The 23,492-nt window shown below is 39.9% G+C and carries 20 protein-coding genes and 1 pseudogene; 8 read left to right on the top strand and 13 right to left on the bottom strand.

The window, feature by feature from the left end; genetic code table 11:
- The first annotated feature begins 117 nt into the window (after positions 1–117).
- On the top strand, positions 118–1,302 hold the full coding sequence (locus AAGD16_RS07105) for a DUF1624 domain-containing protein (RefSeq protein ID WP_377114567.1): 1,185 nt from the start codon (positions 118–120) through the stop codon (positions 1,300–1,302).
- 69 nt (positions 1,303–1,371) lie between these two features.
- Here AAGD16_RS07105 and AAGD16_RS07100 read toward each other — a convergent pair whose 3' ends face one another.
- Complete coding sequence (locus AAGD16_RS07100; RefSeq protein ID WP_064664202.1) at positions 1,372–3,279, bottom strand: beta-ketoacyl synthase; 1,908 nt, start codon at positions 3,277–3,279, stop codon at positions 1,372–1,374.
- Positions 3,280–3,407: 128 nt separating this feature from the next.
- On the opposite strand from AAGD16_RS07100, the gene AAGD16_RS07095 reads away from it, so the two are divergent.
- The gene (locus AAGD16_RS07095; protein WP_377114563.1) at positions 3,408–4,418 is read left to right on the top strand and encodes a GlxA family transcriptional regulator; all 1,011 of its coding nucleotides are present in this window, start codon (positions 3,408–3,410) and stop codon (positions 4,416–4,418) included.
- Here AAGD16_RS07095 and AAGD16_RS07090 read toward each other — a convergent pair.
- Both AAGD16_RS07090 and AAGD16_RS07085 read right to left on the bottom strand, forming a co-directional pair.
- Positions 4,407–4,958 (bottom strand): GGDEF domain-containing protein, encoded by a 552-nt coding sequence (locus tag AAGD16_RS07090; RefSeq protein ID WP_377114798.1) that lies wholly within the window; start codon positions 4,956–4,958, stop codon positions 4,407–4,409. The two genes, AAGD16_RS07095 and AAGD16_RS07090, sit on opposite strands and share 12 nt — an antisense overlap.
- A 39-nt stretch (positions 4,959–4,997) precedes the next feature.
- Positions 4,998–5,452, bottom strand: a pseudogene (locus AAGD16_RS07085) (GGDEF domain-containing protein); the annotation flags it as partial.
- Between the two features lie 232 nt (positions 5,453–5,684).
- Here AAGD16_RS07085 and AAGD16_RS07080 point away from each other — a divergent pair.
- Positions 5,685–6,914, top strand: a complete 1,230-nt coding sequence (locus tag AAGD16_RS07080) for an EAL domain-containing protein (protein ID WP_377114560.1) — start codon at positions 5,685–5,687, stop codon at positions 6,912–6,914.
- Between the two features lie 12 nt (positions 6,915–6,926).
- On the opposite strand, the gene AAGD16_RS07075 is transcribed toward AAGD16_RS07080, so the two are convergent.
- The 3 genes from AAGD16_RS07075 to AAGD16_RS07065 are packed head-to-tail and all read right to left on the bottom strand — an operon-like array spanning position 6,927 to position 9,995.
- Positions 6,927–7,439 carry an MgtC/SapB family protein gene (locus AAGD16_RS07075; protein ID WP_064663749.1) on the bottom strand — a complete coding sequence of 171 codons (513 nt, stop codon included), beginning with the start codon at positions 7,437–7,439 and terminating at the stop codon, positions 6,927–6,929.
- A 16-nt stretch (positions 7,440–7,455) separates the two neighbouring features.
- Positions 7,456–8,601 carry a GNAT family N-acetyltransferase/peptidase C39 family protein gene (locus tag AAGD16_RS07070; RefSeq protein ID WP_064663748.1) on the bottom strand — a complete coding sequence of 382 codons (1,146 nt, stop codon included), beginning with the start codon at positions 8,599–8,601 and terminating at the stop codon, positions 7,456–7,458.
- Positions 8,601–9,995: a RimK family protein gene (locus AAGD16_RS07065; RefSeq protein WP_013464837.1), complete on the bottom strand. Its 1,395-nt coding sequence runs from the start codon at positions 9,993–9,995 to the stop codon at positions 8,601–8,603. The genes AAGD16_RS07070 and AAGD16_RS07065 overlap by 1 nt, the downstream gene beginning before the upstream one ends.
- Positions 9,996–10,310: 315 nt before the next feature.
- Between AAGD16_RS07065 and AAGD16_RS07060 the strand changes: the two genes are divergently transcribed.
- A complete protein-coding gene (locus AAGD16_RS07060; RefSeq protein ID WP_013464836.1) occupies positions 10,311–10,646 on the top strand; it encodes a zinc ribbon domain-containing protein YjdM in 336 nt (111 codons plus the stop codon).
- A 149-nt stretch (positions 10,647–10,795) separates the two neighbouring features.
- Here the strand turns inward: AAGD16_RS07060 and AAGD16_RS07055 are convergent, their stop codons facing one another.
- The 6 genes from AAGD16_RS07055 to AAGD16_RS07030 all read right to left on the bottom strand — a co-directional run bounded on the left by AAGD16_RS07055 (position 10,796) and on the right by AAGD16_RS07030 (position 15,853).
- On the bottom strand, positions 10,796–11,137 hold the full coding sequence (locus AAGD16_RS07055) for a hypothetical protein (protein ID WP_231893575.1): 342 nt from the start codon (positions 11,135–11,137) through the stop codon (positions 10,796–10,798).
- Between the two features lie 154 nt (positions 11,138–11,291).
- Entirely contained in the window at positions 11,292–11,840 is a 549-nt protein-coding gene (locus AAGD16_RS07050) for a hypothetical protein (protein ID WP_013464834.1), read from the bottom strand.
- A gap of 104 nt (positions 11,841–11,944) precedes the next feature.
- Positions 11,945–12,421: a GreA/GreB family elongation factor gene (locus AAGD16_RS07045; RefSeq protein ID WP_013464833.1), complete on the bottom strand. Its 477-nt coding sequence runs from the start codon at positions 12,419–12,421 to the stop codon at positions 11,945–11,947.
- Positions 12,422–12,522: 101 nt separating this feature from the next.
- The gene (gene secF / locus AAGD16_RS07040; RefSeq protein WP_013464832.1) at positions 12,523–13,452 is read right to left on the bottom strand and encodes a protein translocase subunit SecF; all 930 of its coding nucleotides are present in this window, start codon (positions 13,450–13,452) and stop codon (positions 12,523–12,525) included.
- Positions 13,445–15,283 (bottom strand): protein translocase subunit SecD, encoded by a 1,839-nt coding sequence (gene secD, locus AAGD16_RS07035; protein ID WP_013464831.1) that lies wholly within the window; start codon positions 15,281–15,283, stop codon positions 13,445–13,447. The genes secF and secD overlap by 8 nt, the downstream gene beginning before the upstream one ends.
- Before the next feature lie 108 nt (positions 15,284–15,391).
- Positions 15,392–15,853: a hypothetical protein gene (locus tag AAGD16_RS07030; protein ID WP_013464830.1), complete on the bottom strand. Its 462-nt coding sequence runs from the start codon at positions 15,851–15,853 to the stop codon at positions 15,392–15,394.
- A 112-nt stretch (positions 15,854–15,965) separates the two neighbouring features.
- Here AAGD16_RS07030 and AAGD16_RS07025 point away from each other — a divergent pair, with 112 nt between their 5' ends.
- The 4 genes from AAGD16_RS07025 (at position 15,966) to AAGD16_RS07010 (ending at position 22,293) form a co-directional block, all read left to right on the top strand.
- Positions 15,966–17,756, top strand: coding sequence for an ABC transporter ATP-binding protein/permease (locus AAGD16_RS07025; RefSeq protein ID WP_197487261.1), 1,791 nt, complete (start codon positions 15,966–15,968; stop codon positions 17,754–17,756).
- Between the two features lie 195 nt (positions 17,757–17,951).
- Entirely contained in the window at positions 17,952–20,030 is a 2,079-nt protein-coding gene (locus AAGD16_RS07020; RefSeq protein WP_377114552.1) for a M13 family metallopeptidase, read from the top strand.
- A 198-nt stretch (positions 20,031–20,228) separates the two neighbouring features.
- Positions 20,229–20,942 carry a YebC/PmpR family DNA-binding transcriptional regulator gene (locus AAGD16_RS07015; RefSeq protein ID WP_013464827.1) on the top strand — a complete coding sequence of 238 codons (714 nt, stop codon included), beginning with the start codon at positions 20,229–20,231 and terminating at the stop codon, positions 20,940–20,942.
- A gap of 73 nt (positions 20,943–21,015) precedes the next feature.
- Entirely contained in the window at positions 21,016–22,293 is a 1,278-nt protein-coding gene (locus tag AAGD16_RS07010; protein WP_013464826.1) for a protein kinase, read from the top strand.
- A 46-nt stretch (positions 22,294–22,339) separates the two neighbouring features.
- Here the strand turns inward: AAGD16_RS07010 and AAGD16_RS07005 are convergent, their stop codons facing one another.
- Entirely contained in the window at positions 22,340–23,464 is a 1,125-nt protein-coding gene (locus tag AAGD16_RS07005; protein WP_013464825.1) for a sterol desaturase family protein, read from the bottom strand.
- Positions 23,465–23,492: the final 28 nt, after the last annotated feature.

Genomic DNA, 23,492 nt, shown 5'->3' with positions numbered 1-23,492 from the left:
AATTAATTGCTTAGCGCTGATGCGATCACCCTGTTAAATTCAATCTTCAAACTCGCATTTTGATATAATATAACATATAATCAAGTTCATTTTTTTCATTCTTGTTAATTGTATTTTATGTCATTATCTTTATCGCAAAGTCGCTTGCATCATATTGATCTATTACGCGGCATTATCATCATATTTATGGTGATAGATCACGGCATGTATTATTGTATAAATTATTCAGTAACTGATCCCATGACCATACCCGGAACAGATGCGCTTACTTTTTTCACACGCTTTATATCGCATTTCTGTGCGCCATTATTTGTATTTTTAGCAGGCCTCTCTGCCGCTATTACAGAGCATAAATACGCGTGTACTCGTCAGTTTGCTAACGCTTTAATAGTTCGAGGCTTAGTGCTTATTTTATTTGAGTTTACAATTGTGTCATGGTCATGGAGTTTTAATCCTCTTTTCCCGATGTTATATGCTCAAGTAATTTGGGCGATTGGCTGGGGCTTTGTGGTGCTTGGCTTGCTTCGCTTAACAGGTATATACCCTGTATTTATAGCTGGCTTATTACTGGTATTTGGTCATAACTTACTTGATGGCATTACCTTTGAAACTAATACAATAGCGCATACACTGTGGTCTATCGTTCATCAAAAAAATGTATTAGCACTGCCGTTTGGTTTTTCTATTAGAACGACCTACCCCGTTGCGCCTATTGTTGGACTCATGTGTTTGGCTTATTGTGCAGGTATATATTATAAATCTCAGCATTATAGTAAAAAAGTGATGAATTACGCGTTTATTATGGGTATGAGCTGCCTAGCACTTTATTCAATACTACGCGGCTTTAATTTATACGGTGATATGTCACAGTTTTCTACACATACAGATCCACTGCTGACTATTATGTCGTTTTTAAATCCGACTAAATATCCGTTGTCGTTACAATTTATGTTACTTACTGTAGGGCTTGGTTTAATTGCGCTAAAACTGTTGAGCCACTTAAAGGCTAGTTTTTCGCAAAATTTTCTGCAAATACTAGGTAAAACCAGCATGTTTTCCTACCTCACTCACTTGTATTTGCTGCATGCTATCAGTTGGCTTTTAATACCTGTTCTTGGTTTTAACTTTAGTGATATGACCTATGGTGAAACCCTTGTTGGCTTACCATCAGGGTATGGTATGAGTTATATTGCAACCATGGCGATGATAGCTGTAGTGGTTGTGCTTACCGCCTTACTCGCTAAGCGCTACTTAAATTGGAAATATCGTAATAAAAACAGCCTGATTGCTAAATATATTTAGTTATTACGCTGTTGTTTTTAGTCATTAAAAAAGGCGCTTAAAAAGCGCCTTGCTAACAAGTATGTGTGCTTAGAACATATCTTGATAGGAATTTGTTGTATTGAATATAATTGCTTTTTCAAAGCCTGGCAGCTGAATGCTGTGCTCATCAATAACAATGTCATTTTCATCAATCAGCCCATCACCAAAACGATAAACTAGCGCGTATTGACCTAAATCTGCTTGTTTTTGATAGTGCTGTTGTGCTTCTTTTACCGCTGCATGTTTGCTGGTATAGAGCCCCATCATTTCATCGCCATAACGCTTAGCAAGCATCTGCATCGTTACTTTTGCTGAAAGCACTGTGGCTGTTGCATTATTACCACCAAACCCTTTAGAGTTTATAAATGCAATATCCATATCACCACAATCATAGTGACTGTTACGAATATCTAAATGATCTGCATAAACATCATCAGCCACTTTATCTATAGTGGTAATACCCGGCATAATATTATGACTAAATACACCTAAGGCAATGGCAAGCTGATCGCCACTGGCAGGTGCTATAGTATGGCCAACATACGCTTTAGGGGCGGTTACTTTCCAATTATCTATTGCAAATGTTTGCGCTACTTTATGATAAATTAACGACTCAGTTACGCGGTTTTGTGGTGTGCTTGAACCATGGGCTAAAATAAAGCTACGTTGCTGTAATGCCTCTTTACCTAGTAAGCTACTGGCAAGTGCAGCCGATTTTGCCATGGTAATGTAGTTACCAGGCCCAGGTGAAGTAATTGATTTTTTTACTCCATCGGCGTTAACAAATACATCAGGCACACAGCCCATAATGTCTGCACCTAGTTCAAGTGCCAGCGCATCATCCATTAATATAGCCACTTGTGCGCCTTCACCTAAAGTAAAGCCACAGTTTTCGCCAAATGGGCGGCTGCTTCTACGATAATCAGGTTCATCGTCATTACTTAAATCATCTAAGCGGCGCAAACCTTCAATATTAGCCAGCGCACTCATATTGCCAAAGCCTTCAACCACTTCAGGGGTAATCGCACATTCTACACTTGCCACAATTGCAACACGTGTGCGCCCTGCTTGTATATCATTTACTGCTGCGCGCAAGTTATATAAAAAAGTAGCACACGCACCCGATGTAGAAAAAGTAGTCCCTACATTGCCCGTAACATAGGCATTGATAAAATCGGTCGACATTGTATTTAAACCCAGTGCTAGCTGCTTAGTGCTGACGCGATCACCCTGCTGGCGCGCTTTGACTAACCCACCTAAGCCTTTATCGTCCATTTGGCCAATAACCGATGCTGAATAGGTACCAATTTTATCAGGCTCAACACTATTCATAATGTATTGCCAATCAAGTCCGGTTGATTTTATTGCATCGGTGGCAGCAAAAATAGTGGCTTGTAAACCACGAGGTTGGTAGCGGCTATTGTACATAATTGACGGATCAAACCCTGTGGGTAGTTGCCCAGCAGATTTAATTGGATTATCGCGAGTAGAATCATGTTTAATATCAAATTGAGCCGCAATAGTTACTTTCACTTTTTTATTTTCAAGCTCTTCTACGTGCCAACTTTCAGGTACTGGCGAAGGTAAATCACGACGGCGTGTTTCAAACACAATCGCGTTTTCATCCGATGCGGTTAACGTCATTTTTTGCTGCCACGGCGTGGCATCTACATCAAAGTGTTGTTTTTCAATTTTACGAATTAATGTACCTGCAATAATTTGCTCACCAAAACGTGCTTCTATGTCGCTTTGCTCAACATTATTGCCTTGCATGTCTTGTAGTTGTCCATTCACAACACTCACTAAATTCATTAATGTGGCGAGGCCTAAAAATGTTTCTTGGCGAGCTTGTGACTCTAAGCTATCTAACACGATACGACGATAACCTTGATGAAAAGAAGTACGGCCAGCGGCATTAATGCCTCCCATGCCGACAATGACGGGTAATGCGGTCATAATTTACCTTTAAAAAAACGTGTTATAAGAATATGGAGTCAGTTTAAATGGATTACGCACATATCTTTGTGCTTTAATAGCCAAATATTAAGCACAAAAGGCCAAAAACAACTGGTCGGAGCATTTAAATGAGCAATAATCCAACAAATCTACCATTAAATATAGCTATTGCTGTTTACTCGCATCTACTGGTAACTAGTTTAACCTTGCCAATTGAAATGCTCAGAGCAGGTGAAGCGTTTGCCAAGGGACACACTAGTAAAAAAAACTTCAGAGCACTGAATATTCATTTAATTGCAAAAAATATGGCACCTATTGCAACCAGAACAGGTTTAGCCATCGTGCCTGATTGCAGCAGTGATAACGCCCCCTATTGCGATTTAATCATTGTTCCGGGTATTTGGCGTAATCCACGGCCTGTTGTTAAAACGAATCAACCAATAGTTAATTGGCTCAATGAGAGTTTTACGATGGGAAGCCATATTATTGGTGTTGGTACCGGCAATTGTTTGCTCGCAGAAGCCGGTTTACTTGATGGTCACCCTGCAACCACTCACTGGCATTATGCCAAGCAATTTTCTCAAGATTATCCAAACGTTAGCTTAAAACCTGATTTTTTTATTACCCAATCAGAGCGCATGTATACGGTAGCCAGTTTAAATGCCTTAGCTGACGTTATTGTTCATATTATTAGTCAATACTATGGTAAAGAAGCGGCGCAGCATGTTGAGCGGAACTTTTCACATGAAATACGTAAACCCTACGAAGATCAACGCTATTTAGAAGGCGCCGTTAACCGACATGCTGATGAACTTATTGCACAAATACAATTTTGGTTAAAAACTAATTTATCTAGTGAGTTAGATTTACAAGAAGTCGCGGCACAATTTAGCTTAAGCTACCGCACGTTTACACGCAGGTTTCGACTTGCTACAAATCAAAGCCCTATAGAGTACTGGCAGCAGCTACGTGTTGAAGGTGCCAAAGAATTACTGGCCTCATCGAACTTATCAATTCAGGAAGTCGCGTTAGAAGTTGGTTATAACGATCAAGGGCATTTAACCCGTGTGTTTAAAAAGGTATTGAGCCAAACCCCGAGCGAATACAGAAAAGTAGTCAGACGAAAGTTATTTGGTTAATGTTTCTTTGCCCTTGTTTGATATTTTAGTCAGGCCGTTGACAACGCAGTTTCGACCGTTGTTTTTAGCTAAATATAAATAATTATCGGCTAATCTTAAAATTTCACTCAGGTGAGTATGCTCATGTGCATCAATACCGACCAAGCCAATACTGATAGTGATGTTTAACGTGCTCTGCATATAAGTAAATTGATGATTTTGTATGTCAGTTCTTAGCTTATCCATTGTGATTACAGCGACCTCTATGTCGTCATTTACCACCAATGTAAATTCTTCACCGCCAAAACGATAAACATGTTCATCGCCTAAATGTTTTTTAAATAACTGTGTTAATTGTACCAGCACTGCATCACCGGCATCGTGCCCATATTTATCGTTTACTTTTTTAAAAAAATCCAGATCAGCTAAGGCAAAACAATAGGGGTTAGAAAAGTCGATATGGTTATGAAAATGGCTTTTAAAAGCACGCCGGTTATAAGCCTGTGTTAAGCTGTCGCGTAATGCTAAATTAATAATTTCCTCTTGATTAGAGGCTCTCATCGATTCAAAAACATGTGAAACACCCCACACAATAATATACGTCAGAGAAAGATTAATGATGAGCTTAAAATTTATTTCAACTAACCGTTTGTCGATAACATAAAACAGCAGTAACAACGTAATCAAAAAGCTAAAGCTGCTTATAAAGCCATGCTTTTTCCAAACAATAAGTAAACCAATACAGGAAGAGTACACACCCAATGCGATATGCCAGTCTCTAAGTTAATTGCGGTGATAGCAAGCAACACAACTGCAAAGTAAGTATAAATAACAGCATAGCGATGCCATAATTTAGAGCGATTTGTTCTCGTTTGGTGATACGTATAAATACAAAAAAAAGCTAATGCAAGTTCAATAAAGCCCAAAACATAATTTTTACTCATAAACACATTAACGTAAGTGACAACTAAAGCAACTAATGTAATTATTAAGCTTATATTTTTGAATACGGTTAATCTGACTGATTCTGTTTTATCAAATGAATGCTGATGCATTAATATCCCTTTAAATAATTACCTCCCATAAACTTCAAGCATATCAGCCTAGGATTAAAAAATAGATAATAACTACAACATATATGTAAGCCTACTTACTATAACAGCTAAAATTAGCCTAAATTTAAATATGCGTGAACAAAGATTGATAGGCCTTGATTAGATCTTTTTATATATATAAATTATAGTATTACTCATTAGGTGTAGTGGTATTAACATAGGGAGATAGCCGATGGATGAATTAACCAATTTGCTTGTCGAACAACACAACAATGCATCCATTAAGGCTAAACTAGCTAACTTACTCACTTTGGTTCGTAAACATTTAGATATGGATGTTGCTTTTATATCTGAATTTATTAACGATGAGCGTGTTTTTAAAGTGGTCGATAACCCCTCTGAAAACCAAATTGTTAAAGTGGGTAATGCCGATCCGATTAATGAAACGTATTGCCAACAAATCACCGACAACAAGCTTAGCCCTATTATTACTAATACCAAAGCAAACCCAATAACCAAAGCGATGCCGGTTACAAAAAAATTAGGTATAGGGGCATATATAGGTGTACCTATCAACCTGTCGAACGGGAAATTATATGGTACGTTTTGTTGTTATAAATCACACCATGATGAGAGCTTAAATGAGCGCGATTTATCTTTTTTAAATATTATTTCAGAAATAGCGACCGGATTAATTGAAAAGAGTTTAGATAAAAGCGTATCGTACAACCACACAAAATCAACTATTGAGCAAATTATTAGCGATAATGATATTAGTATCTATTTTCAGCCTATTTATAGTCAACTAAATAATAAAGTTGTAGGTTTTGAATCGCTTGCACGTTTTTTTACCACCCCTTATAAAACCCCTGATATCTGGTTTAAAGAAGCGAGTAAGGTGGGTTTAAGTGAATCATTAGAAATGCTGGCCATTAAAAATGCAGTAGCCAATATGGCAAAGTTTAATAATACAACTTACATTGCCATTAATTGCTCGCCTTCGCACATTCTTAGCGGCGCACTTGAACGAACATTACAACAGATTGACTGCACTAGGGTGGTATTAGAAATTACTGAACATTCGCCAATTTCTAATTACGAAAAAATGCGAGCTGCACTTAGGCCTCTCAGAAACAAAGGTCTGCGCTTGGCCATTGACGATGTAGGCGCTGGCTTTTCCTCATTTCAGCACATACTAGAGCTTGAGGCCGATATTATAAAATTAGATATTAGCCTGACTCAAAATATAAACACAGACGATCGTAAATTTTTACTGGCAAAAGCACTGTGTGGATTTGCAAAAGCAATCGACTGCACCATTGTTGCCGAAGGGATCGAAACCGCAGAAGAACTAAACTCGTTAAGAATACTCAATGTAGACAGTGTACAAGGTTATTTTATTGGCCGCCCCGCACCAATTGAAGATGCGCTTAGCTTCCAAAACAAAGCACTACCCGCATAAAAACGCCACTAATTAGTGGCGCTCGGTATCAATACTGTCTTTTCGATAATAGCGTTTATGATAACTTTTCACTTTAGCATGCACGCCTTTACTTAAGCTTTTAAACTTAGCTTCTAGCACGTCAACGCCGTATAAAATACCCACCACAAGCACCGAGAGCTTAATAGCAGCCCCGAGGTTTTCGGTTGCTATCATCACGCCAATGGAGGCCAGTACCCAAATGGTGGCAGCAGAGGTAACCCCGACTACCGCACCGTCTTTTGCGAGCATTACGCCTGCGCCTAAAAAGCCGATGCCGGTAATTATTTGCCCGACTACGCGAGAATGATCAATCACATCCCCTTGTAAATTAAACGCAGTCGATAAAAACAAGTAAGTACCTAAGGTGATCAGTGCAGAAGTACGGATCCCTACAGGTTTGCCACGCAATTGCCGTTCTATACCAATAATAGCCCCACAAAAAGCCGCCGTACCAATAGCTGACCACGAGTATGGGGCTACATCGATAAAATCTAAAAATGTCACTTAAAATCCTAATCTATTATTTTTTACCAATAGCAACTGCCGTTCTAAGCCTTTGACTACCAAAAGCCGACATTTTACTAAAATCGCTGCGTGCAATTGGCACATATTGACAGTCAATCGCTAATTGATTGTCGTTACCTGGTTCGCAAAACGGGTCATGTACGTACACACAGTGCGCATCTAAATGAGTAACACATACCCAATGCGGTGATTTTTTTCCATCAAACCGATAAGTGCTTATTAACAGTAACACACTAAAACCTTGGTTTAACCACGTTTCTATATCAGTTAGTTCAACATCTTTATAGGTAACAGGAATATTAGCCGAGGCTATGCCTTCAACAAATTGCTGATGTACTGTCGCCAGCACCGTTTTTTTATTATCACTGCGTACCCCATCTAAAAATAATGGCTCTGAGGTATTAACAATGACCTCACTTTTAAATCCCCGTTTATTTGCAGCCAATGCCAATCCAAACGGATGACAACCGCCATGTCCCGAGGTCATAAAAATGGTGGTGCCTTCACGCCATAAAGCTAATTCATGTGACTGACTCAGCTCTGTGCTGTTATCAAGCGAGCCCATTGCCATTAATAATGCCGCAGGCCCACAGGTAAACTCGGTAGTTTGCTGATACCATGGCGTTAAACGCTCAACTTGCAACTCGCTGGTTTGGCGAATGTTTTTTTGCATGCGCAAGGCATCACTGTGATCATCGTAATAATCACTGTATTGACCAAAAACTCGATACCCTACACTTTTATAAAGCCCTATGGCGCTGTCGTTATTTACTGCCACTTCTAAACGCAAATAAATACGCCCACGCTCACTAGTGGCTTTTTCAAGGGCTTTAAGCAGCGTTTTAGCGATTCCTTTGCCCTGCATCGTCGGTAATACGGCTAACGAATACAAACGCGCTAACCGCGTGCCTTTGTGGCACCACACCAAACCGTAACCACATAATTGCGAATTATGCTCGGCGACTAATAAAATCCCATGTTTAGCACTAAGCCAACGCTTTAAACTTCGCGCACTAAGCTTATCGTTACTAAAGCAGGCATTTTCAAGCGCCACTAAGGCGTTTAAATCACTCGCGCTTGCAGGGCGAATACTAATACCCGCTCCTGCCAAAATCGTCATATCAGACAATGCGTTAAGCATTAGCCGCGACCTCGTGCTTCAAGGCGCTGTTTAAACTCATCCATAATGATCATGTATAACTCATCACCTAAGTAACCATCTTCTACTTTGTGATCAATACTTGGGTTATCGTTTACTTCCAACACATACGCACGGCCTTGATGCTCTTTTACATCCACACCGTATAAACCCTTACCCACGGTTTTACATGCTTTTAAAGCAGCATCCAGTACAGCTTTAGGTAATTCAAACGTAGGCAATGTTTCAAAGCCACCCGAGAAAAAGCGTTTTGCGTCATGGTTATATATTTGCCAATGGTTACGCGCCATTAAATAACGACACGCATAAATAGCACGGCCATTAAGTACCCCTACACGCCAATCGTATTCTGTGTACATGTACTCTTGCGCCAGAACTAGCGCACTTAAAGCAAATAACTCACTAAGCTTAGCTTCTAATTCATCACGATTAGCAACTTTATACACGCCTTTAGAAAACGACCCTTCTGGCATTTTTAATACCAGCGGATAAGTAAACGACGCTTCTAGTTGCTCAATTGTGTCTTTTGATTGATCTGCGACCACCACGGTTTTTAAGCTCGGTACTTTTTGATAATTGAATGCATCATGTAAGTACACTTTATTACAGCATCGTAAAATAGACTCCGCATCATCAATCACCACTAAACCTAGGCTTTGCGCTTTACTTGCAAGGCGGTACGTTGGGTGATCAATCGCTGTTGTTTGGCGAATAAACAACGCATCAAATTGGGCAATATTGTCTATTTCCTCAAAGCTGAGTGCTTTTGCGTTAATACCATGTTTCGCTGCTGCTTTTATAAAACGGGCTATTGCATCTTTATCACTTGGCGGTACTTTTTCGTTATGATCAACCAATATCGCCATATCCCAACGAAAACGGCGCTCTACTTTACCAATACGCCATTGCGTTTGGGTAAACTCATTTAGCTTTTCAATAAACGCAGCATACTGCTGCTCGCTTAGTGACGCTAATGATCCTTGTTGTAATAGGCCTTGCTCATCAACAAATAAAATAGGTGCCGGATATTGTTTAAATACCGATTTAGCGGCTTTAGCTTGTTGATCATTTCCCGCATGACCAAAATAAACAGCACCATCAATATGGCCAATATTTTGTAATGACGCTTGATTGCTTCGAAGCGCGTTAATTGTTTTTACACTCGGTAATACTTGATGCTTGCGCGCCTCAGCAAGTAACGAACAGTAATAGCCTTTACTTAAATACTGGCTAGCATCACATAGGTTTATTATGCGGGTTTTTGGTTCGTTGCGTTTTGGGTAGTCACGCAAATAGGTGTCAAATGTAATGACATTTTCAAATGAAAGAGCAAGCGTTTGCTCATTGTTATCAACCACAATTAAGGTTTTAAACACGACTTTTCCTAGTTAAGTCAAAATATACAAAGCAGCCTTGCTAATCAGTTAGCTCAGCGAATAAAACAGCAAATAGAAACACCTATCGCACTAAGTGCAGCATTTAGCAAATCACTTAATACGATAGGTGCTTTAACGAATATCTACTATAAACGTTAGCGCTTAAATTGCTTAAGCGACAGGTGATTTATATGCCCTTTTTTAGATGCACACAAACGAGATATTTTTAGCGTAAAGATAAAAATTTTTGATGAACTTTTTTATTGCTAATTTGTGTTTTAAAATAGCCAAAATTTAATACTAAAAGTGATCATCATGTCTCTTCCCGCTTGTCCTAAATGCCAATGTGAATACGTTTACGAAGACCAACAGCTGCTTATTTGTCCAGAATGTGCCTATGAGTGGAACCCGAATGTTACTAATGACGAAGACGCTATTTTAGTGAAAGACGCAAACGGCACTTTACTTGCTGATGGCGACAAAGTAACCGTAGCTAAAGATTTAAAAATTAAAGGTAGCTCACAAGTTATTAAAATTGGCACCAAAGCCTTAGTAAGACGTGTACTTGATAAAAAAGATCATGAGCTTGACTGTAAAGTAGATGGCATAGGTGAAATGATGGTGACGGCTAAATTTGTTAAAAAAGCCTAAACCCATTGAGATAAACAATTAAATACAGCAATAACCTGCGTAATCTTGGCGCTTTATTACATTAACAAACTGACATCCACTTTAACTAATCGATTTTCAGCGCCTTTTAAAAAATTTTAAAATCTATATTCAGTTCTCATAGTGGTGTGTTAGTTGTCTAGTATTACTACTTCTGCTTTGTGAAAGTGTGTTTTTGCGCTTTGCAAAACATCGGCAGTAAACTTTGAGTTTGGAACTGGTATATCAATAACATTGCCACTTTTACAAAATAAAGTAACGGTATTTGACGCTAGCTGTATTTTAATTATCGCCCCTTTAGGAATAAGCTGCATTCTACTTTTATTATTATTGAACCAGTGAGGTTTTTTGCAAAGTAGAACGTTTTCTCCAATATCAGAAAAAACACGCTCAGGCCTAAAAGTTAAGTACTTTATAAATAAAGCCGTGAGTAAAACACCCGTAATTGTGACGGTAAAAATCCCTATCTCCATAATATTCCCTTAAATTTATGTCCTTTATTTAACTGCTTATCCGTTAATGATTATCAGACTCAAGCAAATCTTATAAGTTCACGCTATAAATGCCTTAGTTGTGATTGAGTGAAACCGGCTAACATCGAGTTATAAACACTCCTTAACTAGTTTATTATATTAGCTTATTAGATAACACAGTTAATGTTTCATCGTAAGCGCGTTGATTAAAATTATTCGAATGCGAGTTCATAAAACCATGCAAATAATCAACACACTTAGCGGAAACATTAGGCTTTGTTGCCAACTTAGCCTGAAGTGCTTTTACATCAAAATGTTGCTCATAGTGAGGAAAAATTAACTCTATTTCAAATGCCGGGTTTAGCTCAGTATGGTGCCTAATTTGCGAGCTGTAAAAACAAATGCCCTTAGCTATCGTTTTAATCGCCGGATGTGCAGACATTGACCAAATTGCCGATGCGCCAACACTAAAATCAATCAATATGATGTTACCAGCGAGTGGTTTAATCGCTTTTTGTAAAATAGCGACATACTCATCAAGGCCAATATGCTGACTAAAATACTCATAGGCCTGCTGTTCACTGTTAAATGCCAAATCCACCCCGCCATAGGGATCGACAATAGACTGAGCGTTTAGTTCTTCAGCTAATGCTTTTAAAGCCGCTGTTTTACCAAATATATCACTAACCAAAACTAAGTTCATAAACGGCTCATCTCTAATTTTATTCTATAAGTTTCAGGCAATTATTTAACAAAGAGGCCTACGAGATGCTGCGTCTCAGCGTAAGAGACAAATAAATACTACATTCAAAGCACTTTAACCACATCGTAACTATGTTTTACATCACCGAGTGTTAAACTAACTTCATCATCGACTTGTTTACCTAATAACTGTTGGCCTAATGGTGCACCAGAGGTAAGTACTTGAATAGTTGTGCCTTTAATATCAACGGTTAATCCACCAGCTGCAGGGCCTAAATAAAACCATTTTTGTGTGCCTGCATCATCTTCTAAACACACCAATGAACTGACTGCTATTGTGCCTGTAACGACGTCGTTGTAGATGGCTTCAAATAGTTGTATTTCTTTATAACACTCATTCACCCGATCAGCGTGACCTTGCGCTAAATACGCAGCTTCAAGCCCGAGCGTATCATATTGAGTTTCTGCAATACTTTCTTCGTGGGTCGCGGTATCGTGGGCTGTTTGAGCTGCAATTTTCGCAGTATTAAGCTGCTCTTCTAAGGCAAAACGCAGGTGCTCTGTAACATGGGCTTTATTCATTTGGAAATTCACTAAATACGGTAAAATAATTTTGCCATTTTAGCATTGTTGCTACACCTAACACTATCCCTTTGCTGTGTAACAACAATGCTGATTTAAGCCTATGGCATATCCATTAATGCCTGCGTTTGCTGATCCACTTGCTTATCGTAGTTTTTAGCACTTAACCCAAGTAGCTCGGGTAATGTTGCAGCAATACAAATGGACGATAACGTGCCTACGACTATTCCTGCAAACAGAGCAATTGCAAATCCCTGAAGCGGCGCCCCTGCTAACAGCCAAACACTTGCCACCGTTGCGAGCGTAGTCCCGGAGGTAATAAGCGTACGAGTTAAGGTACTTTTAATAGCACTGTTGATAATACTGCTTGGTTTGAGTGTGATGTTTGTTGGTATGCGCAACAGCTCGCGCACCCTATCTCCAACTATTATTGAGTCATTTAATGAGTAGCCAATAATCGCCAACAAACTGGCTAAAACAGTTAGGTTAAACTCTATTTGTAACCATGCAAATAAGCCAACCACCAGCACTAAGTCATGAAATAAAGCCACCACAGAGCCTAATGCCAAACGCCATTCAAAACGAACAGCTAAATAAATCATTACCGCGACCATCGCAGCAAATAATGCTAAGCAGCCTTGTTCAAATAGTTCATCACCCACTTGAGAGCCAATATAAGCCGATGATAAAACCTCAGCATTTATAGTTGGGTTTTGGCTAATAGCCGTTTTCCAGTCATCGTTATTGCTTGTATTATTGGGGCCTTGTGTTAGTTGAAAATGATTATTGCCCTGTGCTGTTAGCTCAAATTCACCCTGATGATTTTTTGCAATAAATTGCTCAAGCTGTTTTAGTTCAACACCTTGGCTGGTGGTAAACTCTGTTAAGTATCCACCCGTAAAATCAAGGCCAAAGTTTAGCCCTTTTTGTGCAATGGTGAATACCGACAACAACACAAATATGGCGCTGATCAGCATGCCTGTATAACGTATACGAGACCCTGCCTCACATTTTAAAAAAGAATTAAGCATGCGCGTTTACTCCTGCTTTTTTACCCAGCTTTAAATATAAGCTTTGGCTTAAATATTTCGATACATACACACCAGTAAATACCGATGTGATAAGTCCCAGCGCCAGCGTTATAGCAAAGCCTTTTACAGGGCCATAACCTATGCCATATAAAATAATCGCGGTGATCATCGTGGTAATATTGGCATCTAAAATCGTATTCGCAGCTTGTTTATAGCCCTCTTGTATCGCTTGATATGGAGGACGTCCTTTGCGGCGCTCTTCTTTAATGCGTTCAAATATAATCACGTTAGTATCAACTGCCATTCCTATGGTTAGCACCAAACCTGCAATACCAGGAAGTGTTAAAACCACCCCAGGTAATAATGACATTAACCCCACTAAAGACGTTAAATTTAAAACTAACGCAACATTTGCAATAAGCCCTAAACGACGATACCACAGCGCCATAAAGGCAAGCGTTAACCCCATGCCTAACATTAACGCCGCCAATCCATTGTTAATGTTGTCTTGGCCAAGGCTTGGACCAATAGTTTGTTCATGTACTATGGTTACTGGCGCCGTAAGCGATCCTGCACGGAGTAATAGCGCTAAATCGGCAGCCGCTTGCTGGCTTTGCATATTGGTTATACTAAAGCGTGAGCTTAAATGCTGGGCTATATTCGCCACATTAATGACTTCGCTTTTTTTAACCACTTCACCTTTAGCATTTTGTGAATACTCTGAATAGAGCGTTGCCATCGGCTTGCCTATATTCGCCTTAGAAAACGCCGACATAGCATCGCCACCTTGGCTATCTAGGCTCAGTTGTACTAAAGGTTTACCCCAGTCATCACGGCCAATATTGGCATTATTAATGTGCTCACCAGTAAAAATAGGCACAGGGTCGAGCTTAATAGTCCCACCCGATTGCAAATTAAATGTTTGTCCGCCAATCTCTTTAAGTTGATAAAACCCAAGTGACGCGGTAGCACCAATAATACGTTTTGCCTCGGCTGGGTCTTGGACGCCGGGTAGCTCAATGCGAATGCGCTGCTTACCTTGGCGCTGTGTAACCGCCTCGGTAATTCCTAACTCTTCAATGCGTGAGCGAAGCGTAGTGAGTGTTTGGCTCATGACTTGTTTATCAAATGCGCTGCGCCCTTGCTCAGAATAACTCACTTTAACGACCTGTAAGTTGCCATGAGTTGATGTGGTTAAAGTTAGATTTTCAAAGCGGCTTTTAAGGTCGCTAATAACTGAGGTTAGCTTTTCAGCTGCATTTTCTAATGCACTTATTTCAAAGCCTTGGTTAGTTTGCTTTGCTTTAACACCATAGGCTTTTTGTTTAACAATAATGGCTTTCGTTTGCTGGTAAGCACTGAGTAATTGCTCATCAATGGCTTTATCTAAATCAACATCAAGTACAAACAATACTCCGCCGTTTAAATCAAGACCCAGCTTTATGGGCGATAGACCAAACTCTTGTAACCAAATAGGGCTGGTTGCATGTTCTACAATTTTAACTTGTGTGTTTGGGTAATTCGATTTTATAGCCGCTTGAGCTTGGGCACTTTGCGTAGGTGTATTTAAAAGCACATTAATTGTTGCTTGGTTTTCTACCCCTTGGCTGACCTCAAACCCTTGGCTATTTAAAAAGCGCACTATGTTTTCAGTACTTGGTATTGCTTGTGTTTTAACCTCAGGTGCGGCACTAATATGCAACCACGATTTATTCGGGTATAAATTAGGTAAAGCGCTTATTGCCAGTAAAACCAATACAACCAACATGGCTACATAGCTTAATTTAAATTTAGCCATAAATGGCTTTTTTTGTTTTTTAAAACTTAACATAGTTGTTCCTTATTACTAGGCATAGCTCAGTAACGTACCTATTAGGCACAATTAAAATTAAGGTCAAAACGCGATGCGTTAAAACCAATTAACGATAATTAAGGAACTTTAAGCGTGGTAGGTGGTTACAGCGGTGTATAACAGATTCGCATCTTTCCAGCCGCTCAAGCGCGACTTTTTACTTTTAAAAACCCAAGTATACCAAGGCTGATTTATGGTGACTGCTTGCGGTCGCAAAAAAATATGCCTACACCCATTTAGCGCAAAAAACTCATGCACTACATCGTATTCAGGATCGCCCTGCGCACTGTGTAAAAATAAAAATGAGTTATTGGCTGTTAGCCTAGGTTGATGCGCAGCAAACTCAGAATGCTTTGAGTTTTTATGCTGTAAATTACCTAGCGATTTTAACGGTGTGGGAGCGTTAGTTAAATTTTCGACATTAACAACATGGCTATAACTGCTTTGGTTACTGTTTAATTCGTGCTTTACGCCCATAGCATGGCTTTGCACACTAAAGAGTGCAGCAAAAAACAAGCAAGTAGCTAAAAAAACGCGAAATTTTAACATCTGTCATTTAAAACTAAAATAAAGGATAGCTAGTATATAAGGGCAGCTAATTAAAATACAATAGCCAACATTAAGCTATTTCATTTATATAAAAACAATACTGAGATCCTCGATGCGCTCCAGACAAAGTTCAGTAAAACGCCCCGACGCTATGAATTTAAAACAAAGCATTCAAACTCTTTGGCCTTATATCACTAAATTTAAAGGTCGTGTGCTGATTGCCATATTAGCGCTAGTCGGTGCTAAAGGCGCGACATTGCTCATGCCATGGGCTTTAAAAGAAATAATTGATGCGGTTGATAAATCAATTAACCCGCTACTGCTCGTCCCAACCTTATTACTCGTTATGTACGGCGCACTGCGATTTGCCAGCGTGTTTTTAGGTGAAGTACGCGATGCTGTATTTTCTCGAGTCACCGAGCATGCCATGCGTGATATTGGCCTTAAAGTATTTAAACATTTGCATTCGTTAGATTTAGCCTTTCATTTAGACAGACAAACTGGCGGTATAAGTCGAGACATAGAGCGCGGCACCAGTGGTTTGAGCTTTTTAATGCGCTTTTTAATGTTTAATATTGTGCCCACGTTGTTTGAAATAATGACCGTGGCGATTATTTTTGGCACCTTATTTTCTATTTGGTTTGCGCTGATCACCCTACTTGCTGTGGCTATTTATATCTTTTTTACCGTGGCAGTTACCCAATGGCGAAACCGCTTTATTCGCGAGTCAAATGCTGCCGACAACCAAAGTAACACACGCGCCATCGACAGCTTATTAAATTACGAAACCGTTAAATACTTTAATAACGAAGAGTATGAAGCTAAAACTTACGATACGTTTTTAGCAACCTGGGAACAAGCACGATTAAAAAACAGACTCTCGTTACTGGCGCTAAATTCAGGGCAAGCACTCATAATTGCCTGTGCAATAACCGCATTAATGTGGCTTGGCGCAAGCGAAGTTGTCACGGGCGAGTTAACGATTGGTGAACTGGTGATGATCAATGCGTATATGATTCAACTCTTTTTACCGCTCAACTTTTTAGGGTTTGTGTATCGCGAAATACGCCGTGCCCTCACCGACCTTGAAAACATGCTCGGCCTGCTTAATACACAACCTAAAGTGGCGGATGCTCATGAGGCTAAAGAATTGGTCATTAAACAAGGTGAAATTAGCTTTGATAAAGTAAGCTTTCACTACGACAGTAAAAGGCCTATTTTAAAAAGCATTAGCTTTAATGTTACTGCCGGCTCAAAAGTCGCGATTGTGGGTGCAAGTGGTGCAGGAAAAAGCTCATTAGCCCGATTACTGTATCGCTTTTATGAGCTGTCATCAGGCACTATTAGCATAGATAAACAAGCAATTAATACAGTTACTCTTGCAAGCTTGCGTAAAGCCATTGCGATAGTCCCCCAAGATACTGTGCTGTTTAATAGCACCATCCGTGAGAATATTGCCTATGGCAGACCCTCAGCAACTGAAGATGAAATAAATAAAGCAATTAACATGGCGCACTTAACCGACTTTATAAATAGCTTAGACAAAGGCGATAAAACCCTCGTGGGTGAGCGTGGGTTAAAAGTCTCAGGGGGTGAAAAACAACGGATTGCCATTGCCCGTGCTATTTTAAAGCAATCACCCATCTTAATCTTTGATGAAGCAACCTCTGCGCTCGACTCTCATGCAGAGCAAGCTATTTTAAAAGCAATGCGTGAAGTGGCAAATGATCACACCAGTATTGTTATTGCGCACCGACTTTCGACCATAACCGACGCAGACTCAATTATTGTTTTAAAAGCTGGTGAAATTATTGAACAAGGCAAACACCAAGAACTACTAAATCAAAACGGTGAATATGCCCGTATGTGGGCATTACAGCAAAAGCAGTCAAAGGCGCAATAAACTAAGCCGCTCAAGAACGATTTAAGTAGTTGAGTGTTTTTTTGCTATTTTGATAGTATTTTATTCATCTTATCGACCGGTACGGTTATTCACCTCAAAAGGTTTGTTTGAAGTGAAGTTATCAATACAATCAAATAGCTATTTTTATAACAAAAATATAACGAATTAAATAACGTGAATTCATAGGGGAAAGTAATGAAAAAAAGTTTAATTGCAGCGGCACTCGCCGCTACATTTATTACCGGCTGTTCAGAGCCACAAACTACAAAAACTGAGCAAGTCGCAGCAGTCGCTGAAAAACCACAAGCAACTGAGCAAGCTGAATTAGGCACTTTTGGGGTTGATTTAACTGCCCGCAATGAAGCTGTAAAACCAGGCGATGACTTTTTTATGTATGCCAGCGGTTCATGGTACGACAACTACGAAATGCCAGCAGATAAAACACGCTATGGTGCGTTTTCTGCGTTAGCTGAACGCAGTGAAGAGCGTGTAAAAGAAATTATTGAAGATATTGCAGCACGTGAAAATTTAAATGCAGAAGAGCAACTAGTTGCTGATTTTTATAATTCGTACATGGATACCGACACGCTAAATAAGCTCGGTGTGACTCCCATTAAGCCATTGCTTAACGATATTAACGCTGTCGACTCAACTGATGACTTAGCAAAAATCTTTGGTAATTCATGGCTCACTGGTGTTAGCGCCCCAATTGGTGGTGGTATGTGGTTTAACCGCTTAGATCCTAATAAATACGAAATGTCGTTAGGTGCTGGTGGTTTAGGCTTACCTGATCGTTCATATTACCTTGAAGATGCAGAGCGTTTTGTCAAAACTCGTGAAGCGTATGTTGCACATATTGAGGACATGCTTAAATTTGCTGGTGTTGAAAATACCACTGAACGTGCACAAGCAATTTTAGCGCTAGAGACAAAAATTGCAGAAGGTCATTGGCCACGTGAAAAACGCCGTAATCGTGACATAACGTTAAACCAAATAAAACGCGACGAGTTAAGTACTCAGTACCCTGGATTTAATTGGGATTTATACTTTGCGCAAACAGGTTACAAAGTACCGCAGCTAAACGTGTCACAGCCTGAACCTGTAAAGGCCATGATTGATTTAATCAACAACGAAGATATAAGCGTATGGAAAGACTACCTAACATATCATGCAATTAATGGTAACGCTGGGCTGTTGTCAGAAGACATATTTAACACCAGCTTTGCTTTCTTTGGTAAAGAGTTAAATGGTCAGCAGGAGCCTCGTCCGCGCTGGAAACGTGCGATCAGCCAAATGTCAGGCACTAGTTCACTAGGCTTTGCGATTGGTAAAATTTATGTAGAACGTTATTTCCCTGAGTCATCAAAGCAACAAATGTCTGAGCTGGTTGAAAACTTACGCACAGCCCTTGGCGAGCGTATTGATAACCTAGATTGGATGGGCGCAGAAACAAAAGTGAATGCGCGTGCAAAATTAGCGGCGTTTGTGCCAAAAATTGGTTACCCAGATGAATGGCAATCTTACGAAGGCTTAAGCATTAGCAAAAATGATTTAATGGCTAATGTAAAAAATATGCGTGAGTTTTTCCAAGCCGATAGCGTTGAAAAAGAGCTTAAGAAAACCGACCGCAATCGCTGGGGTATGACACCACAACGTGTAAATGCTTATTACAATAGCTCATTTAATGAAATTGTATTCCCTGCCGCTATTTTACAACCGCCGTTTTTCGATCCAAATGCAGATCCTGCGGTAAACTACGGTGGTATTGGTGCCGTGATTGGCCACGAAATGGGCCATGGCTTTGATGACCAAGGGTCAAAATCAGATGCTAACGGCATACAACGTAACTGGTGGACTGACGAAGACCGTGCTGCTTTTGATGCTAAAGCCGACAAACTGGCGGCTCAGTACAGCAAATATGAGCCAATTCCAGGTAACTTTGTAAATGGCCGCAACAGCTTAGGTGAAAATATTGGTGATGTAGGTGGTTTAGCCATGGCTTATCATGCCTACAAACTAAGCCTAAATGGTAAAGAAGCCCCTGTGATTGATGGTGTAACCGGCGATCAACGTTTCTTCTTAGCGTGGGCACAGGTATGGAAAGAAAAACGTACTGAGCAAAGCATGTTAAATCAATTACGTGGCGGTACGCATGCGCCAGGTCGCTTTAGAGCACAAGCTCCTCGTAACCACGACGCATGGTACAAAGCATTTGATGTAAAACCAGGTGATGAGTTGTACTTACCAGAAGACGAACGTGTTCGTATTTGGTAATCCCCTGACAAACGTTCATCATTTGTAACGAATAAACAACCCGCTTCGGCGGGTTGTTTTATTTTCCATTCATAATAACTGTTCCCCCCGTTACTTAGTAATCAATCTCAATACTTACTAGCCCTGCCCGGCATTTACCTTTAGAATATGGGCTTGCAAATTTTTTCAATTATTTATACATATTAAGGCGAAACGCAGATGGGAAGAGCTTACCAAAACAAAAAAGATTCAATGGCTAAAACTGCGGGTGCTAAAACTAAAGTTTATTCAAAATACGGTAAAGAAATTTATATTTGTGCAAAAAACGGCGGTGTTGATCCAGACGGTAACCTAGCACTGCGTCGTTTAATTGAACGCGCTAAAAAAGACCAAGTACCGGCTCACGTAATTGAACGCGCCATTGATAAAGCCAAAGGCGGCGGCGGTGAAGACTATGCAGCTACGCGCTACGAAGGTTACGGCCCAGGTAATTGCATGATTATTGTTGACTGTTTAACCGACAACAACAAACGTACCTTTGCTGATGTACGTGTGTGTTTTACTAAAGCAAACGCTAAAATTGGCGCACAAAACTCGGTATCACACTTATTTGATCACCTTGCTATTTTTGTATTTGACGGTGACGACGATGAAACCGTACTTGAAGCGCTAATGATGGCTGACGTTGATGTAACCGATGTAGAAGTAGAAAATGGTAAAGTGACGGTATTTGCTCCACACACTGAATACAACAATACGCGTACCGCACTTGAAGAAATGGGTGTGACAGAATTTGACGAAGACTTAATTGCCTTTGTACCCCAAGTAGAAGCCCCTATTGAAGGCGAAGATGTAGAAGTGATGGAACGCTTTTTAGCCATGCTTGAAGATTGTGACGACGTACAAAACGTGTACCACAACGCACAATTTTAAACGTTAAAGCTTAATCGTGTTTAAAGGCCAACTTAGTTGGCCTTTTTATTGATTTTAAAATGGATTATTAATTTTGAATACCCTTTCACAACTTCGCAGCGGCCAATTACTTGGTGCAAAACACCTACAATTAGTTGAAGCGCTAAGCCACTTTCCAGAGGAAATTTTTACCCTCGCGGATACCCTTGAAGTCTTGGATTTATCTAATAACAATTTATCTGATTTACCTGATGAATTTGCCTGCCTAACAAAATTAAAACGACTGTTTTTATCGTTTAATCAGTTTAAACATATACCTAAAATACTCGCTAAGTGCCCTGCTCTGACAATGGTTGCATTTAAAGGTAATCACATCACTGAATTTGCAGATCACTGCCTACCTAAAACGATTGAATGGCTTATTCTTACAGATAATAAAATAGCTAAGCTGCCTGCAACATTTGGCCAATACACTGCGCTTAAAAAGCTGGCATTGGCAGGTAATCAGCTCAGTGAGCTACCAATAAGCATGGCAAACTGCCATAACCTAGAACTAGTTAGGCTCTCTGCAAATCAGTTAACTCAAATTGATGATTGGCTATTTGAACTACCAAAACTGACTTGGCTTGCATTTGCAGGTAATTGCTTTAATAAATCACAGTGCCTTACCCAATCAAATTTAGCCAATAAACCACTGGCAGATTACTCGCTCAGTAAAGTAATAGGCCAAGGCGCATCAGGGATTATCCATCTTGCTTATTCAACGAATAAAGAGCCGGTTGCTGTTAAGTTATTTAAAGGGACTATTACAAGCGATGGTTACCCGCTGGATGAAGTTAATTGTTGCTTGCAAGCGCTTGAGCATCCAAACTTAATTAAAGTACTGGCTTACATTGAACAACAGCAACAGCTTGGTTTAGTGATGGAGTTAATTGATACAAGCTATACAAATCTAGGCTTACCGCCCAGCCTTGATACCTGTACTAGAGATACATTTGAAAGCGATTGCCACTACTCTACCCACGCAATTTATGCCATAGCGCAGCAAATGGTTAGCACTGTGGCCCACTTGCACCAGCACAATATAAGCCATGGTGATATATATGCGCACAATACCATGGTTGACCCGCACGCGCGTGTGCTGTTTGGGGATTTTGGCGCGGCCACTGATCTTACTATGCTCAGTGACTATCAACGTCAACAAATGCAGTTAATAGAAGTGCGTGCTTTAGGGTGTTTAATCGAGGATTTACTCACAACCTGCCAAGAGCAAAACGCTGAAGTCATGCACTTAAAACATATTGCGCAGCAATGCATGAGCGAAAATATCACACAGCGGCCAACACTTAGCGCATTAGCTGACTTTTTATAGTGGTTATGCGGCCATTAATATTATGGCCACAAGCTAAAATTGAACACTATTTTTGTTTTTTAAACGGGTAAATTTGTTGCTTTAGCATACCTACAGGCATGTAATCACCCACAACCCCATATTCTTTAGGCCACTCTGCTTGCCCTTTTACTGCAGAGCCAAACAAGTAATCTAAAAACGAAAAATGGGCTGCATAATTTCTATCAATTGCGGCTTTATCGGATGCGTGATGCCAATGATGAAACTGCGGTGTAACTATAAAATACTTTAACCACCCAAATTTTACATTTACGTTGGCGTGATTAAATACCGCTTGAAAGCCTACAATAATCACGTACAAACTAATAATTTGCTGTGAAAAACCCAGCACAAATATAGGCGTTAACACTAAACTACGGGTAACCAGTATTTCTAAAATATGCTGACGAGAGCCTGCTAACCAGTCCATTTCTTTGGCACTGTGGTGCACACCATGAAATCGCCATAAAAAGGGGACTTCGTGATACGCACGATGTGTCCAATACTGCATTAAATCAGCCACCAAAATAATTAAAAATAGCTGCAGTATAAACGGCATTTGCGCTATGTAACCTTGTAATGTGCTCGACACCGCCCAACCAAAACCATAATGAACAAAATGATTAGTAACCAGTAATACAAAGCCCACTATTAGATGATTGACAAAGAAATGGTTTAAATCCCCGCGCCATTCACTACGCAGTATTTTTTGCTCTTTTCGATGCGGAAGCAGTTTTTCAATTAAAATAAAAATTAAGGTTGAGCCTAATAAGTCTAATATAAACCAGTCTAAGCCAATATATGGGGTGTTATCGGCAAAGTCATTCACTTCAACATTCGGGCCGCCAAAGCCAATTGCTAGTACAATAAAAAACCACGCAGTCGCCCCCAAGCGCTTATTGGTATTTCGTACAAAATTAAGTAAACCCAGGCTTCCTGAAATAATAAGGGCAACAAACATAAGTTGACGTAAAAACTCGACGCTATAACTTTTACGCAATTCTGGAGTCGTTAAATATTCAGGGAAGTGGAATGCAAGCACTCCCAAGCAACTTAATATCGCCAAAAAGCAAGCAATGTAACCGCTGATATTACCCTCACCAATTTGCAGGTGACTGGTGCGAAATATTTTTTTAGTGACGTGTTTTAGCATTATTTTCCTTAATATAATATGCAGTCCC

This window comes from Pseudoalteromonas sp. M58 (assembly GCF_042604605.1).
GTDB classification, from domain to species: Bacteria; Pseudomonadota; Gammaproteobacteria; order Enterobacterales; family Alteromonadaceae; genus Pseudoalteromonas; species Pseudoalteromonas tetraodonis.
Note: the sequence above shows the minus strand (reverse complement) of the source record. Positions and strands in the feature narration are given on the sequence as shown.

Bases quoted from the DNA above. Each gene is read 5' to 3' on its own strand.
- AAGD16_RS07030 (WP_013464830.1), bottom strand. From the start codon at position 15,853: ATGTTAAAATTTCGCGTTTTTTTAGCTACTTGCTTGTTTTTTGCTGCA.
- AAGD16_RS07050 (WP_013464834.1), bottom strand. From the start codon at position 11,840: ATGAACTTAGTTTTGGTTAGTGATATATTTGGTAAAACAGCGGCTTTA.
- secD (WP_013464831.1), bottom strand. From the start codon at position 15,283: ATGTTAAGTTTTAAAAAACAAAAAAAGCCATTTATGGCTAAATTTAAA.
- AAGD16_RS07080 (WP_377114560.1), top strand. From the start codon at position 5,685: ATGGATGAATTAACCAATTTGCTTGTCGAACAACACAACAATGCATCC.
- AAGD16_RS07020 (WP_377114552.1), top strand. From the start codon at position 17,952: ATGAAAAAAAGTTTAATTGCAGCGGCACTCGCCGCTACATTTATTACC.
- AAGD16_RS07060 (WP_013464836.1), top strand. From the start codon at position 10,311: ATGTCTCTTCCCGCTTGTCCTAAATGCCAATGTGAATACGTTTACGAA.
- AAGD16_RS07045 (WP_013464833.1), bottom strand. From the start codon at position 12,421: ATGAATAAAGCCCATGTTACAGAGCACCTGCGTTTTGCCTTAGAAGAG.
- AAGD16_RS07070 (WP_064663748.1), bottom strand. From the start codon at position 8,601: ATGCTTAACGCATTGTCTGATATGACGATTTTGGCAGGAGCGGGTATT.
- AAGD16_RS07015 (WP_013464827.1), top strand. From the start codon at position 20,229: ATGGGAAGAGCTTACCAAAACAAAAAAGATTCAATGGCTAAAACTGCG.
- AAGD16_RS07095 (WP_377114563.1), top strand. From the start codon at position 3,408: ATGAGCAATAATCCAACAAATCTACCATTAAATATAGCTATTGCTGTT.
- AAGD16_RS07100 (WP_064664202.1), bottom strand. From the start codon at position 3,279: ATGACCGCATTACCCGTCATTGTCGGCATGGGAGGCATTAATGCCGCT.
- secF (WP_013464832.1), bottom strand. From the start codon at position 13,452: ATGCTTAATTCTTTTTTAAAATGTGAGGCAGGGTCTCGTATACGTTAT.
- AAGD16_RS07025 (WP_197487261.1), top strand. From the start codon at position 15,966: ATGCGCTCCAGACAAAGTTCAGTAAAACGCCCCGACGCTATGAATTTA.
- AAGD16_RS07090 (WP_377114798.1), bottom strand. From the start codon at position 4,958: ATGAGAGCCTCTAATCAAGAGGAAATTATTAATTTAGCATTACGCGAC.
- AAGD16_RS07105 (WP_377114567.1), top strand. From the start codon at position 118: ATGTCATTATCTTTATCGCAAAGTCGCTTGCATCATATTGATCTATTA.
- AAGD16_RS07055 (WP_231893575.1), bottom strand. From the start codon at position 11,137: ATGGAGATAGGGATTTTTACCGTCACAATTACGGGTGTTTTACTCACG.
- AAGD16_RS07005 (WP_013464825.1), bottom strand. From the start codon at position 23,464: ATGCTAAAACACGTCACTAAAAAAATATTTCGCACCAGTCACCTGCAA.